This window comes from Porphyromonas sp. COT-290 OH3588 (assembly GCF_000769075.1).
Taxonomy (GTDB): domain Bacteria; phylum Bacteroidota; class Bacteroidia; order Bacteroidales; family Porphyromonadaceae; genus Porphyromonas.
In genome coordinates, this window is the sequence record NZ_JRFC01000014.1 from 133,727 (window position 1) to 148,993 (window position 15,267).

General features: G+C 48.1%; 14 protein-coding genes and 3 tRNA genes. 4 read left to right on the forward strand and 13 right to left on the reverse strand.

The features are described 5' to 3' along the window. Positions 1-13: 13 nt before the first annotated feature. From HQ48_RS02360 to HQ48_RS02405, 10 genes are all read right to left on the reverse strand, one after another. Positions 14-676, reverse strand: coding sequence for a PASTA domain-containing protein (locus HQ48_RS02360; protein ID WP_081969689.1), 663 nt, complete (start codon positions 674-676; stop codon positions 14-16). A gap of 28 nt (positions 677-704) precedes the next feature. Continuing rightward, on the reverse strand, positions 705-1,439 hold the full coding sequence (locus HQ48_RS02365; RefSeq protein ID WP_044189144.1) for an ABC transporter ATP-binding protein: 735 nt from the start codon (positions 1,437-1,439) through the stop codon (positions 705-707). A 17-nt stretch (positions 1,440-1,456) separates the two neighbouring features. Continuing rightward, positions 1,457-2,203, reverse strand: coding sequence for an ABC transporter permease (locus HQ48_RS02370; protein WP_044189141.1), 747 nt, complete (start codon positions 2,201-2,203; stop codon positions 1,457-1,459). A gap of 951 nt (positions 2,204-3,154) precedes the next feature. Next, positions 3,155-4,060, reverse strand: coding sequence for a hypothetical protein (locus tag HQ48_RS02375; protein ID WP_235300185.1), 906 nt, complete (start codon positions 4,058-4,060; stop codon positions 3,155-3,157). Between the two features lie 30 nt (positions 4,061-4,090). After that, the gene (locus HQ48_RS02380) at positions 4,091-4,714 is read right to left on the reverse strand and encodes a DUF3256 family protein (protein ID WP_044231517.1); all 624 of its coding nucleotides are present in this window, start codon (positions 4,712-4,714) and stop codon (positions 4,091-4,093) included. Positions 4,715-4,723: 9 nt separating this feature from the next. Continuing rightward, a complete protein-coding gene (gene kdsA, locus HQ48_RS02385) occupies positions 4,724-5,527 on the reverse strand; it encodes a 3-deoxy-8-phosphooctulonate synthase (protein ID WP_044231518.1) in 804 nt (267 codons plus the stop codon). A 178-nt stretch (positions 5,528-5,705) separates the two neighbouring features. Further along, on the reverse strand, positions 5,706-6,413 hold the full coding sequence (locus HQ48_RS08975) for an outer membrane beta-barrel protein (protein WP_052408936.1): 708 nt from the start codon (positions 6,411-6,413) through the stop codon (positions 5,706-5,708). Between the two features lie 48 nt (positions 6,414-6,461). Continuing rightward, positions 6,462-6,767: a Dabb family protein gene (locus tag HQ48_RS02395; RefSeq protein WP_044231519.1), complete on the reverse strand. Its 306-nt coding sequence runs from the start codon at positions 6,765-6,767 to the stop codon at positions 6,462-6,464. A gap of 15 nt (positions 6,768-6,782) precedes the next feature. Continuing rightward, positions 6,783-8,000 (reverse strand): phosphoserine phosphatase SerB, encoded by a 1,218-nt coding sequence (serB, locus tag HQ48_RS02400; protein WP_044231520.1) that lies wholly within the window; start codon positions 7,998-8,000, stop codon positions 6,783-6,785. Positions 8,001-8,123: 123 nt separating this feature from the next. After that, positions 8,124-9,047, reverse strand: coding sequence for a mechanosensitive ion channel family protein (locus tag HQ48_RS02405; protein ID WP_081964779.1), 924 nt, complete (start codon positions 9,045-9,047; stop codon positions 8,124-8,126). Between the two features lie 76 nt (positions 9,048-9,123). Between HQ48_RS02405 and HQ48_RS02410 the strand changes: the two genes are divergently transcribed. After that, positions 9,124-10,035, forward strand: coding sequence for a tetratricopeptide repeat protein (locus HQ48_RS02410; protein WP_160225887.1), 912 nt, complete (start codon positions 9,124-9,126; stop codon positions 10,033-10,035). Between the two features lie 106 nt (positions 10,036-10,141). On the opposite strand, the gene HQ48_RS02415 is transcribed toward HQ48_RS02410, so the two are convergent. The 3 genes from HQ48_RS02415 to HQ48_RS02425 form a co-directional block, all read right to left on the reverse strand. Further along, a tRNA-Arg gene (locus tag HQ48_RS02415) sits at positions 10,142-10,215 on the reverse strand. Positions 10,216-10,325: 110 nt separating this feature from the next. Beyond that, positions 10,326-10,398 (reverse strand) — tRNA-Gly (locus HQ48_RS02420). A gap of 23 nt (positions 10,399-10,421) precedes the next feature. Beyond that, positions 10,422-10,493: transfer RNA gene (locus tag HQ48_RS02425), tRNA-Met, on the reverse strand. A gap of 1,268 nt (positions 10,494-11,761) precedes the next feature. On the opposite strand from HQ48_RS02425, the gene cdd reads away from it, so the two are divergent. The 3 genes from cdd to HQ48_RS02440 are packed head-to-tail and all read left to right on the forward strand — an operon-like array spanning position 11,762 to position 15,252. After that, the gene (gene cdd, locus HQ48_RS02430; protein ID WP_044231522.1) at positions 11,762-12,229 is read left to right on the forward strand and encodes a cytidine deaminase; all 468 of its coding nucleotides are present in this window, start codon (positions 11,762-11,764) and stop codon (positions 12,227-12,229) included. Positions 12,230-12,265: 36 nt separating this feature from the next. Beyond that, positions 12,266-14,344 (forward strand): RNA degradosome polyphosphate kinase, encoded by a 2,079-nt coding sequence (locus HQ48_RS02435; RefSeq protein ID WP_044231523.1) that lies wholly within the window; start codon positions 12,266-12,268, stop codon positions 14,342-14,344. Continuing rightward, positions 14,341-15,252 (forward strand): exopolyphosphatase, encoded by a 912-nt coding sequence (locus HQ48_RS02440; protein WP_044231525.1) that lies wholly within the window; start codon positions 14,341-14,343, stop codon positions 15,250-15,252. Before HQ48_RS02435 ends, HQ48_RS02440 begins: the two co-directional genes overlap by 4 nt. The last annotated feature ends 15 nt before the right edge of the window (positions 15,253-15,267 follow it).

Genomic DNA, 15,267 nt, shown 5'->3' on the forward strand with positions numbered 1-15,267 from the left:
TCTGTCGTCATCATTACCACCAGTCGTCGGGAGTGTCTGTTGTATCTCTCTTGGCTGGCTTGACCCGAACGGTACTATCGGTACCTGAAAGCTCTCCCATATACTCGTAGTCCTCGATCAGGTCCCGAGTCGAGAGCGTGTCGCGTACGACACCCGTGATGAGCATCACGATAGGCGTTTCCTTGGCGATCATGGTTCCCGCCTCGATAGGTCGCCCATCTTTGAGCTCTAGGCCAACGCATAGCTCAAGATGCTCGCCCGGCACGATGCGCTCTGTGATATTCTCAAAGCCCAACCCTCGGAGTAGGGCTCGAGCCTGACGTACAGACATATCCTTGACGTATGGCACCGAGTAACGCATAGGGGACGACGCATAAGTCTTAAGGAAGATGATACGCCCAGGTTTAACCGAAGCTCCTGCTGCAGGGATTAGCTCTGCGATAGTCCCTGGCCTACAGTTTTTGTCATAGAGTGAGTCTACGACTTCGTAGCGCAGGTTAGTACCCTCCAATAGGCTGTATGCCTCACTTAGGCTCTTACCGATAATGTTAGGGACCCGCACATTGTCTTGATGTCGGGTGTAGATCTTGAGCCCCCACATAGTCCCCAGCAAAATCAGTATGCTGACCACAACCATGAGGATCAAGTGCTTAATTATTGAGGTTTTCTTAGTCATCTTAGTCTATATACTTTAATTTGGCCGATTACTCGGTATCCAAGCCTGCATTGATGAAGTGCAGCAGTCCTTGAGTACCAGTACTCTCGATCGTTTCACTACTTCCCTCCCACTCTTTGCGCCCTCTATTGATGTAGATAATCTTATCACCAATGGTACGCACAGTATTCATATCATGGGTATTGACAATCGTCGTGATGCCGTACTCCTGAGTCAACTCCCGAATAAGCAGGTCAATTACCTTGCTTGTCTTAGGGTCTAGACCCGAGTTGGGCTCGTCGCAGAATAGATACTTAGGGTTGAGTGCCAAGGCTCGAGCGATGGCCGTGCGCTTCATCATACCTCCACTAATCTCACTCGGGTAACGCCCCACAGCCTCGGTAAGCCCAACACGCTCGAGTAGCTCCATTGCTTTGGCTCTATAGACATGCACAGGGTCGGTAGAGAACATCTCCATAGGGAACATTACATTCTCCAGCACCGTCATACTATCAAACAGAGCCGACCCTTGGAAGAGCATACCCACCTCACGGCGTAGCTGTACGAGCTCCTGCTTAGTCATCGCTGCGATGTTACGCCCATCGTATAGGATCTCCCCACTACTAGGCTGGAAGAGCCCAATCATACACTTGACAAAAACAGACTTACCTGCTCCGCTACGCCCAATCACTAGATTGGTTTTACCTGCCTCAAAAACTGCATCAATACCCCGGAGGACCTCCTTACCATCGAAGCTCTTATGTAGTGATTTAACTTCTATCATTGTTGTATTCCGCTAGATTAAGTGAGCATCAAGTCGGTGAGGATAACATCAAAGAGCAGAATAAGGACACTGCTACGCACTACGGCCTGCGTACTCGCCGAGCCTACCTGCAGTGCTCCACCCTTGACGCAATAGCCATGGTAAGAAGCTACTGACGAAATGATAAAAGCATACACGAGCGACTTGATGATCGAATGGCCGATGAACTTGGCATTGAACATCAGTTGTAGCCCATAAATAAAATCCTTCGTCGGCAAACTATCCACTACATAGGTCGCCAAGTAGCCTCCCCCTATCCCCGTAATCATGGAGAAGATGGAGAGAATGGGTATGAAGAGCATCAAGCCTGTGATTTTGGGCAATATCAAATAATTGGCAGAGTTTACCCCCATGATCTCAAGAGCATCTATCTGCTCCGTGACACGCATAGTCCCTAGCTCCGAGGCAATACTTGACCCAATCTTACCAGCCAAAATAAGGCACATCACCGTTGAGGAGAACTCCAATAGGATAATCTCACGAGCAGAGTAACCAATCGTGAACTTAGGGATAAGCGGACTTGAGATATTGATGGATAACTGAATGGTAATAACTGCACCAATAAAAAACGATATAATAAAAACGATGCCAAGGGAATTGACCCCAAGTTCGTATATCTCTCTCACGAGAGATCGATAAAACATACGCCAACGACCCGGGACCGCAATCGTTCGTTTCATAAGCTCTGTATATTCGCCCATCTGAGCGAGCATCTTGTATTGCATCTATTTACTTTATTCAATTTATTTAGCACAAAGATAAGAAGGTTTTCGATAAGGTAAATGTAGCACTATAGCCTAGACCACTTGTGTTTACAAGTGTGATAGGGCTAGGTACGACTCTCACCTACGACTAGGCCACTGGGGATACTCGGGCGATGCGATCAGAGATCGGCAGGAGACAAAACTCCAGCAATGACAGGATTGTTCAAGAACCCCCAAATTTATATTTTAGGTCAGTTTTCAGAATGTTGATGGGAACCCACTCACTGCTAGGAGCCAAAAGTCTAAACCTCGTATTTGCCCTCTTACAGGCTCTAGGTTACGTCCGCTGGCACTTGGGTGCCTCGCCCTAGATAGGCACAAAAGACTGCCTAGAACAGGACAATCACAAAGCACTAAAAACCAAACACATAAATAAACCACTAAATAGACGTCAAGTATTTGCAGCCAACTTCTGAGGATTTCTTCCCATTAATCTTTGAGAATTGACGGACACTTCGCCGAGGATTAGCCCACCAATCCTCAAAAGCCTTCCCATCAATTTCCCCAATGCACTCTGTTCACCCTCTACAAACGACTGACCCATACTACGAAATATCACCACGAATATTTTACACTACTTAACTAAAAAGAAGAAAGAAGCCTAAGCTCTCCATGCACATTAGGCCTCACTTAATATATTATGGTTGGTCTCTGATACTACACACTAGCATATGCGCTTCGCACTCTGGCATACGCTAGAGGCGCTGTGTCATAATAAAATAAACAAGCTGCTGTGTTGCCACGACATTCGGTTTCAATCACATACTTTGGTATGCTCCCTTTCCTCCGCACGGACTTCCTCGTCAGCCTCATTCTTAGCACCTTGTAGCTTGCACAGCCTGAGATATCTTAAAAGGGGGCTGCGCCAAAAATAAATTTTGACACAGCCCCCTTTTCTAGTTAATTGGTTCTCTAAAGAGAGAATGTATGTGACCCAATCAAGTTCCCACTCTCGAATAGCATCAGACGATAAGCACCCGGCTGGAGAGCTTCCTCCACATTCCAGTACATGACTATGGGAGTTTCTTCGCCATTGTACTCAACCTCTCTGCGCATTGAGAAAGGAATTGACTTGCCCTCGAAAGAGAAATTACCTGCTCCAGCCTTGAGCATAACCTCATCGTTAGGCATCACAAGTCGAGCATAGAAGGTTTTCACGCCAACCTCTGCCGTTATATTCTTGGCCACACGGAAGCTCACTTGCAGGGTTTCCACACGACCAATCTTTTTAGTCACCTTACCTTTCTTATCCAGAGGTGCTACATGTATTGCTGTCGCATCAAGCTTAGCAGCCAATGTGACCTTATCGGCCAGTTCGCTCCTCTGCGATGCTAACTGCCTAACCTCACTCGTGGCTCGCTGGAAGTCTGCCTTGACAGCCTTATTCTCCTCCCTGAGTCGCTGGTTAGCTGCGTGTAGCGAGTCGATCTGCACAACGTAAGTCTTGAGCACCTTGCGCAGTGTACCCACCTCCCTACTTAGCTGAGCAATACGAGCAGCATTGGTCGTCTTGACTTGATTGAGCTCCTCCAGCAGTCTATCCACCTTGGCACGCTCACCATTGAGCTGCCGAATAAGCGAATCATTGGTTAGGTTAAACGAGGTTTCCCGCCCATTAAGCGTAAGCTTATTGTATTGATGCTCATACTCGTCCGAGAGGTTGTCCAGCTCTTCCTGCATAGCCTCTTTCTGTAGCAATGCCAGTTCTTCCTTCTCTCGCTCAAACTGCTCTCGCTCACGGTCGAGCATCAGCCAGAAACCACCGATCAGAGCCAAGATCAGCAGAACAGCCCCTAGGACTACATACTTTACTTTCATCTTCATCTCCGTTTGAGTTTGCTAATCCTGCTACTTAGGTAACGCAGGTTGTAGTACCATCTGCGAACCATTCCACCGATAGAGTAGCTCGGGGCGTTGCTCTGCCACAGATACCAACTCCTCGTGCTCCTTGTCGCTCAGAGTAAGCGGCAGAATAGGCCTAACGCTCAGCAAATCTTGCTCACCCTCGACCCAAGACATCTCTAGATGAAGGGGATAGAGCAACTGCCCTAGGCGCTGCTCTACATATTGCCCTGCACGCATACCCCAACGCTCAAGTATCAGTGGGCGCAGAGGTTCTCGATCGAAAAGCTTAACCTGAGGGAGCTCCTGCCAGCTAGGCGAATAGCTACGTAGACTGCTATCCTTAATAGGCGCATCTACACTCTCAATCACTAGAACTAGCGGCGTACCGTTGAGCATAGGGAATAGCTTAATCGACAAGCGGCTCAGATCGCTCGTAGCTATGGTATAGCTTGTCACCCCTTTGGGCAAAAGCTCTCTCTGCTCTAAGTCTTGTAAGGCTTCAGTACGCTGAGCGTCCGTAATCAGTGGGCAGCTCTTGATGTAGCTAGAGAGCTGATCCGTCTGAGCTGTAGCGAGGCTACTAAGCCCCAAGGCACAGACCAATGACAAAATACGAAATACCTTCATCGCCTTAACCTAAATAATAGCCTGACGCAGGCGAACCAAGCGCTCGAGTAGCCCCTCGAGCAGATCCAAACGAAGCATATTAGCACCATCACTCTTGGCAATGGCTGGCTCTGGGTGTGTTTCGATGAACAAGCCATCAGCTCCCACTGCGATAGCGGCCTTGGCAATTGTTTCTATCAACTCTGGCTTGCCTCCCGTCACACCACTAGACTGGTTAGGCCTCTGCAACGAGTGCGTCACATCCATCACCGTGGGGAAGCCCGTCGCACGCATAGCAGGAATGTTGGTAAAGTCCACAACAAGGTCCGAGTAGCCGAAGCTATTGCCTCGCTCCGTGAGGATAACCTGATTATTCCCCATATCAGTAACCTTGCGTGCGGCGTGCTCCATACCCGAAGCTCCGAGGAACTGCCCTTTCTTGATATTAACCATCTTGCCTGTGCGGGCAGCTGCAGCGATTAGGTCGGTCTGACGGCATAGAAATGCAGGGATCTGCAAGACATCTACATACTCGGCAGCCATATCGGCCTCTACCGTTTCGTGGATATCCGTCACCACTGGCACATCGAAGGTTTCACGCACCTTAGCCAATATCTTCAGGGCCCGCTCGTCGCCTATACCCGTGAAAGAATCTACGCGAGAGCGATTGGCCTTGCGGTAGGAACCTTTGAAAATATAGGGAATACCAAGACGCTCTGTGATGCGTGTAATATGCTCTGCTATGCGTAGTGCCATAGCTTCGTCTTCTATAGCACAGGGACCAGCCATAAGGAAGAAGTTGCTCCCTGAGGTTAGATCTTGATACTTGATCATTTTCTTTAAGTCTTTAGATAATACAATCTTCTTTCCGCAAAGATAATTATTTATAGCTCACAGCTATTCGCTTCTGTTCCCAAGAAACAGAGAGAGGGTCTGCACCGCAATCTTTATTGCGGTGCAGACCCTCTGTGACATATCGCTCAGATATGACTGAGCCTCTCTTACCTATCGACTAGAATTGATAACCTAGAGTAGCGTAGACAAGCGCATGGCGTGAACGATCGTTAGCAAACGGAGATACTCTGTATCGATCGTTAAGGATCAGCACACGGTGCTTATCGTCGATGGTAGTAAGACCATATTCGGCACCAACCTTGATATAGAAATCTCTATATGCATACATAGCGCTGGCACCAAGGCTAACTTCAAATCTCTTGAATAATTTCTGACCAAACACATCATAGCTCTTACTGATCCCGGGAGCTTTAAGGCCATTGATTGCGCCAGACAGAGCATAGTTGAACGATGGGCCAACAGCCAAGTAGATCTTGTTTAGCGCATTGATATTAAGTCTATACGACACTTCCAATGGGAGGGAAAGATACATAAAACCTAGGCTGCTCTCTTCGGAGAGAGTAAACCTACCCCCAGAATACCCAATCGAGGTGTCCTCGACATAGAAGTTCGAGTTCTCCCCCTTGTTCGTAAGTGTCAGACCCGTTTGCAGAGCGAAATTGCTATATCTAAAAGGAAGTACCACTTGACCAGACAGCCTAAAGCCGAGCAAGAATGGTTTGGAAGGATGCCCCACTCCAGATACTCGTGAAGCTGTCACCCCTCCTTCTGCTCGATAGCGTAGCTGATCGAACTGAGCACTAAGACTAGCTACCGACGCTCCTAGTAGAAGCACCGATGCAATAATTTTAGAAAAAAAATTCATGTTGTTGATTATTTAGAATTACCGATACATTAATATCAAATCACACTCCTACTCTACCGAATAGTCTACACAAGCCCGAGCCTTGAGATAGGGCTTAATCAAACTACGTACCACCTCAACGTGATCTGGATGATCAGCATACAAAGGAAGAGCTTCGATACTCTCAACCAAAGCCTCCAACATAAAGTCGTAGGACTCTTTGGGGTTTTCGTTTACACTTACTTTCATTGATCTGAGTGCAGAAATTGACTCAGGCAAACGCTCTAGCTCTACCTTGATTTTTGCCAAAACAATCAACTTCTCCTCTTGTGTTTCAAAACCATCAAGCGAAAATAAAACTACGTGTTTGAGCATAACTAATCTTTTTGTTTACATATCCAATAAAGAGTCTTTATAGCCTAAAAAGTACAACAGGCCATCTAGACCAACCGTGCTAATGTGCTGCTTAACGCCTTCTTTGACCTTGGGCTTGGCATGGAAAGCAATACCTAGCCCTGCGATAGAGAGCATAGGTAAATCGTTGGCTCCATCACCGACAGCAACTGTTTGCTGTAGATCTACCCCCTCAACCTGAGCTAGCAAGCGCAGAAGCTCTGCCTTACGTTTGCCATCTACGACCTCTCCCAAGTATCGACCAGTTAGCTTACCATTCTCAACCTCTAGTTCGTTGGCATAAACATAGTCCACACCAAACTTATTTTTCAAGTAATTACCAAAGAACGTGAAACCTCCCGAGAGGATAGCAATCTTGAAGCCAACTAACTTGAGTGTCTTCATCAATCGCTCCACACCCTCGGTAATGGGCAAATTCTCTGCTATATCTTGCATCACTGAGATGTCTAAGCCTTTAAGAAGAGCGACCCTCTGACGGAAGCTCTCGGTAAAGTCTATTTCACCTCTCATTGCGCTCTCTGTGATCTCTCGCACCTGCTGACCTACGCCAGCCCTCTCGGCCAGCTCATCTATGACTTCGGTCTGGATCAGGGTAGAGTCCATATCGAAACAGATAAGTCTGCGGGTGCGTCTATACATGCTCTCTCTCTGGAAAGATATATCCATAGCATGCTCTGCCGATAGCTCTACGAAAGCCTTTTGCAAGCCAACGATATCCGACGGAGTACCTCTCATTGAGAACTCCACACTAGCCAGAGGAGCATTCTCCTCTGGGCGAAGAGAGATGCGCCCAGTTAGACGTTTAATATCATCTATGTTCAATCCCTGTGCTGCGCTGATACGAGTAACATTAGCGATCATCTGAGCCGTAATCTTACGAGCTACTAGCGTTATGATATAGCGGTTCTTCCCCTGCATACTAACCCAGTGGGTATAGGCTTCTTCTGTGATGGGACGAAAACGAATCTTGACCCCAAGCTCATAACTTCTGAAGAGCAAATCCTTGAGGATCGCCCCTGATGCCTCCTCCGTTGTCTGGAAGAGAATTCCAAGGTTTAGGTTATTGTGAATATCGGCCTGACCGATGTCTAGGATAAAGGCATCGTACATGGCCAAAATCTCTGTCAGGGAGGCCGTAACGCCGGGTCTGTCTTCTCCCTGTATGGTAGCTAGAATAATTTTCGTTGTATCCATAATATATTACCCTTTTGGTAATTGAATATGAATTATTTCGAGAGCAAAGGTAAAATTAATCTCTCAGATATATTAAACCAAGTTTACAGAAATACATAGTTTGACCTATGCCTCTAAAAACTCCTACTTACCGGCTTGATGCACCGTAAGCTGAGGGAACGGAAAGTTTATGCCAGCCTTATTAAACTCGGCATACACTCTACGATTGTAGTCGAAGAAGACGTCCCACACCTCCTCACTCTTCACCCAAGCTCTGACAACCAAGTCCACAGAGCTTGCATTGAGTGTTTTGAGAGCTACGAAAGGACGTACGGGCTCTTGTAAAACACGAGTATCGCTATTGATCAAATGCTCTAGAAGCTGCTTAGCCTCCTCGAAGTCTTGCCCATATTCTACGCCGAATATCCACTCTACACGCCTAGTAGAGGCATGCGAATAGTTAATCACAACGCCCGAACTCAAGATACCATTGGGAATAAAAATCATTTTATTCTCGGGCGTAGAGATACGTGTATGGAAGAGCGTTACGGCCTGAACCGTTCCACTCTCATTTTGTGCCTCGATAAAATCTCCTATCTGGAAGGGCTTAGTCACCATCAAGATCACACCTCCTGCCAAATTCTGGAGCTGACCACTAAGAGCCATACCAATGGCCAAACCCATAGAAGCCAAAACCGCAGCAAAGGAAACAGATTTAACCCCCAAAAGGACTGCTATGCTAATACCTAATACGATGTATAGAATAGCTACGAAAAGCGAATCTAGCAAAGTTGCAGCCACCCCCTCAACCGCTCTTTTGGCGATGGTTGCCCTAAAAAACTTGGTAAGATACTTGATGGCCAAACGGCCCAAGAAAAACAATACGACAGCCAGTACTACCCGAATGCCGAAATTGATAAATCCAGTTAGCCACTCCTGCCCAATCTGCTCCCAGCTATTACCAGTGCCCATCAAAGGGCGTGTTAGATTATGCAACAGCGAATCTGTGCTATGCTTCGTTGCGGAGTCTATAGTGGGTAGCCCGCCTGCTAGGAGAATAGGTTTCATAATTATCAATACCTTTATTTCGTTATATACAGTAAAATCCTTTATACAATATAAATTACCACAACTAATGAATAGTTTGACAAAATTAAAAAAAATCAACGACTATGTGGGCTACACCCACTGCTCCCTATACAAGCTCGTAGTACACGTATGGTTCACTGCCGTACTCGTAGCACTGCTATGCCCTCCTCAAGTGGCCATAGCCCAAGCGAGCAATCTAGAGCAAGATAGTGTAGATCTCTACCAAGCGCTTATAGACTCATGTTTCCGATACGGCAACCTAGGGAAGTACAGCGAGGCGGAGCAAACCCTCAAACGGGCCATTAAGCTCAAACCAAAACACCCACTCAATACGCTGCTACTAAACAATCTCGGTGGCCTACAAGAACTACAGCAAAAACCGAGAGAGGCGCTACTCTCTTACAGTGCTGCACTCGAGCTAGCTCCAACAGAAACAACGACTCGAGCCAATCGGGCTCGTCTATTCGTTAGCCTAGGCAACCTCAAAGCAGCACTCACAGACTACTCTCTACTGGTGTCTATGGAACCAACCAATGAGGTGCATCGCTACCAAAGAGCCATGACCTATATGCTGACTAAAGAGTATGATCTGGCTGAGGCGGATCTAAACACGATCATTGACAGCAACCCAGAGAGCCTAAAACCACGTATAGGCCTTGCCTTACTCAAAACCCAGCAAGCCAAGTACGATGAGGCTGAGCGCCTATACGACTATCTACTCATACGCCTACCCAAGTCGACCGAAGTCTACGAAGGACGAGCCCGACTGTATCTAGCTAAAGGCATGAGAGGCTATGCCGTACGTGACATCAACAAAGCCTTCGAGCTAGCAGGCGCATCGGCATCGGCGCCTCTATATAGACTGAGGGCGCAAATAGCCCTTGCGATGGGAGATAACCAAGCAGCAAGCCAAGACCTCAAGACAGCCAACAAACTAGATCCTACGGGAAAGCAAGGCACCCCATAGAGGCCTTCTAGAATAAGGGAGCAAGACCGCCCAGAAGACGAAAGCGATATGCCGAAGTTTGCATTTCGACACATCGCCCTCTCTCACAAAAATGAAGAAAAATAAGTGACTGAGGTGGGACTCAAACCCACGACCTTCAGAACCGGAATCTGACGCTCTATTCAACTAAGCTACTCAGCCATTACAGGGGGCAAAGGTACAACTTTATTCGATTTAAGCCAGCCCCCTAAGCCTCTGCCTAAACAAAAAAATTGACCTTACCCCAAGTGGATAAAGTCAATCTAAGCTTGAGCGGAAGACGGGACTCGAACCCGCGACCCTAACCTTGGCAAGGTTATGCTCTACCAACTGAGCTACTTCCGCAAACCGAGTAAAACTCGCCCTAGTTGCGGAGGCAGGACTCGAACCTACGACCTTTGGGTTATGAGCCCAACGAGCTACCACTGCTCCACTCCGCGATGTTTTGACGATGCAAAGGTAGGCATTATTCTGGAATATACAAGCCCCCACGCAACTTTTTTCACACCAACGCCTCACAAATTGCTGTTACACAGAACAAAGAAAACCTCGCTAAATCTCTATCCAGCACCACAATAGCCCTTCCCTAGATCAAATAAAATCATTGTATTGACCTTTGATTTACCTCCCGATGCCTCATAGATGCAGCCGGATAGAGAGCCAACCATAACTCGCCGGAGCGATATTTACCACAAACAAGTAGGGCTGTGCCAGAATCTACATTCAGACACAGCCCTACTCTTATTTACAGAATGCCTAGACTAGGTAGAAGCACTTACCACTATATTACTTCATCTACACTTTGTGTACGGAAGTAGCTTGTCCAGCCACTACTCTAACCACATAGACAGCTCGCTGCTCAACTGAAATCATCTCCTTATGGGCCTGAGCAATCTCGGGTGCCACTTATCCCTAAGAGCATCTTTCATCTCTTGGGCATTGACATTTAGCTTACAAGCCAATGGAACAACAAGGCAGACGAAGCCTACGACAGCAAACAACCTTGTAAACCTCGAAATTTATATTTTAGCTCATTGCTTAGAGTATTGATGGGAAAGTCCATGACTACTAGGAGCAAAAACATCAGATCTCATATTTGGGCCCTAGCAGGCTCTGTATTGTGTCTGACCTCGTTTAGGCACCTAAGTCTAGCCACAAGAAAACAACCCTCAAAAACGCCACAAGCATAACTCACTAATAAACAATAATATAAACACAATCAAGGAGAGAATTTATACTCAAATGGCCGATATTGTAGGATTTCTTCCCATCAATCTGTCCGAATTGGTGGAGATATCTCGATAAATTGATCCACTAATCCTCCAGAATATGCCCATCAATTTGGCCAATCAAGACTAACCTCATAGGCTTCAACCGCCTCACTAAACACAACGCGTCCTGTTTTTTCATACACATCTTTTAACAACTACCATACACTTCTGTCCTACTCCACAAGCAGACCAACCTAGCCCCTCCCCCCTCCTTTGGCAGAGCTAGTAGCACATCGAGCAGACTAGGCGTGCTCTCACAGCCCCATTCAAGATCGCATTGCCGAAGACCAATAGTCAAGAAGCATTGAGCTACACCTAGGCTTGGCTATTATCTTTCGTCGCACGTAGACGATCAATGCCTAGGGCTCAGCCATCAAACCAGAACTATACTAGGGATTGACTATATTTGTAGAAAAGATTGTTTAAGCAGGTGCTTTATGAAAAAAGAACTCAATATACCCTACGAGATTATCCCACACGAGGCGCTTAGCCCCGTTCGACTAGAGATGGAGCGCTTGGCTATAGAGGCCGCTCGCAAAGCCTACGCACCATACAGTCGCTTCCATGTAGGGGCGGCCGTTCTGCTAGAGAATGGCCAGATCATCACGGGCTCCAACCAAGAGAATGCAGCCTACCCCTCTGGCACTTGTGCCGAGCGAACAGCTCTATTCTATGCAGGCGCACAGTACCCCGATGTAGCCCCCCAAGAGCTGATGATCGTGGCCTTCAACCAAGAGGGACGCGTACCACTGATTACCCCTTGTGGCTCATGCCGACAAGTAATTATAGAAACTGCTACACGGTTTGCTCCATATAAGATCCTACTGGCAGGGCAGAGCGAGGTACTCGTCTTGGAGGACTGCCGCTCTCTGCTCCCCTTTGCTTTCGACGGATCGGATCTCTAGTGGACCAACAACGAACCTAACCTCACACGACAACCTATGCCTCATCGTAAGATTGGGGGGCGATGCCCCTATATTCCTCGTGACGAGAGCTGGATGTACTTCAATCGCCGTCTACTCATCGAGGCTCAACGCCCCGATATACCTCTATTGGAGCGCTTCAACTATCTAGGTATCTACTCCAACAACCTAGATGAGTTCTTTCGGGTGCGCATCGCTTCGCTTAGGCGCATTGCCGAGTATTCGTCTGGAGCGCCCGACAACGAACGACTACAGGCCCGTAGCACGCTACTGAAGATTGGCCGCCTCAATAGGGAGTACTCTACCCAGTTTGAGCAAACACTCAGCCAGCTCATTGGCGAGCTAGATGCAGCCCACATACACATCGTAAACGAACATGAGCTCACACACGAGCAGGGCGACCAAGTACGTCGCTACTACATCAATCATCTGAGCGGATCAACCAACCCGATTTTTCTCAACAGTGCATCTTTCATTCCCGAACAACACCTCAAGGAGTCACTCTATCTGATCGTCTTGCTACACCCAGAGGAAGCCAACCACACGACCGAGCTAGCGATTATCGAGATCCCGACACGAGAGCACGGGCGCTTCATTCGCCTACCGGATAGGGCGGGCGAGAGTTTCTTGATGTTCATAGACGATGTGCTCCGCTACTGCTTACCCTACATCTTCGCAGGGCTAAAATACAGCAAGTATGAGGCTTACACGTTTAAGTTTACCAAAGACTCGGAGATTGAGATCGAGGCGGATCTGCGCAGTAGCGTGATCGAGAAAGTTTCGCAAGGGGTCAAGCGCCGTAAACGAGGTGAGCCGATCCGCTTGGTTTACGATGCCGCTATGCCTGAGATCGCACTAGATCGCCTCTCGGAGATTGCTGAGCTGGGTGGGATAGATACACGCATCGGAGGTGGGCGCTACCACAATATGCGAGATCTGATGCACCTGCCCGACTGTGAGCGCAAGGGACTACGCTTCTCCACTCAGCCTCCACTACAGAGCGGCGAACTCCAATACTCGACCAGTATTCTGCATCAAATCCTCAAAAAAGACATTGGTATTCACTTCCCCTACGAGAGCTTCGACCACTTTTTGCGTGTCCTACGTGAGGCGGCTATTAGCCCCGACGTTACAGAGATTCGCATCTCTCTATACCGAGTGGCACAGAACTCGAAGGTTGTCAAAGCTCTGATGGCAGCGGCTCAAAACGGCAAACGAGTTACAGCCGTGGTAGAGCTTTTGGCTCGCTTCGACGAACAGAGCAATATCAACTGGAGCAAAAAGATGCAGGACTCGGGGGTCAATGTGGTCTTCGGGCACGAGAAGCTCAAGATACACTCCAAGATGGCGCACATCATGATGCGCCAAGGCTCTATTGCCTGCATCGGTTCGGGCAATATGCACGAGGGTACTGCCAAGCTCTACACCGACTATATGCTCCTGACTGCCCACAAGGGCATCGCAGCCGATGTACTTAGAGTTTTTGACTTCATCGAGCGCCCATTCTTGAGTGTCCGCTTCCGTGAGTTACTCGTAGCTCCCAACGATATGCGCCGAAGGCTCTACTATCTGATCAATCGAGAGATTAGAAATGCTCAAGCAGGCAAAGAGGCCTACATCAAACTCAAACTCAATCATATTGTAGACGAGCGCATGGTACTCAAGCTGTACGAGGCATCAGAAGCTGGTGTCGATGTACAGCTATGCCTTAGGGGAAACTGCTCCGTCGTACCGGGTGTGGAGGGCTGTAGCTCACGCATCACGATCAACGGCATCATCGGCCGCTACCTCGAGCACTCTCGTATCTACATCTTCGCCAACGCAGGCAACCCCTGCTACTTCGTAGGCTCCACAGACTGGATGACCCGCAACCTAGACAAGCGCATCGAGGTTATGGCTCCGATCTACGACCCCGACATACAGCAAGAGCTAAGAATGATCGTCGAGTACGGCATTGCCGATACGGCGCAGGGCTACAACGTCAATACTATGGAAGGCAGAGCCAAGCGAGAGTTCATAGATCCGGGCGAGCGCTTCGACTCTCAGCGCACATTATACGAATACTATTGGAGGATCGTCAATAAAACTAATTTATGAGTAAAATACATTACGCTGGGATCGATATTGGCTCCAACGCCGTTCGTCTACTGATCAAATGCCTCAACACAGAGGAAGCCGAGGAAGAGCTCTCCAAGGTACAGCTCATTCGTATCCCTCTGCGTCTAGGAGAAGATGCATTCGTCAAGGGGCGTATCGGCAAGAAAAAAAGCAAACAACTCATCAGCCTAATGAAAGCCTACAAAGAGCTAATGGGCATCTTCGACGTAGTAGACTACCGTGCCTGCGCTACCAGTGCCATGCGTGACGCTAGCAATAGTGAGGAGCTTGCCCAAGAGATCTACGACAAAACAGGCATCAAGATTGAGATCATAGGAGGGCGAGAAGAAGCGGAACTTATTTCCTTCGACTTGATTAATGGTTTCTCGGTATCAGAAGACGATGTTTTTCTATATGTAGACGTCGGAGGAGGTAGTACAGAGCTTAACCTACTCAAAGGGAGGACACTCGTACAAGCACAGTCTTTCAATATCGGTACGATCCGCCTGCTCAGCGGTAAGGTATTGCCCGAAGAGCTTGCCGCCTTCAAGTGCTATCTGGAGGAAGTCGCCAAAGAATACCAAGGCGTACGTATCGTAGGCTCGGGAGGGAACATCAACAAACTCCTTCGTTTGGGTGCACCAGCAGAGCGTGGCAAGGTTAATTTCTTACCCATGGAGCGACTCAAAGAAGTAGCCGATGAGCTCAAACGCTACACCAGTGAGGAACGTATGATTCGCTTTAGCCTCAAGCCAGACCGTGCCGATGTGATCATACCCGCCTCCGACATCTTCCTTCTTGTCGGAGAGATCCTCTGCTCGGACGGCATCATTGTACCAACCAAGGGGCTATCCGACGGCATCGTCGATTCGCTACACCGCAAGAGGGTTTCAAGTTTAGACGATTAGCAATACGAAATCGGG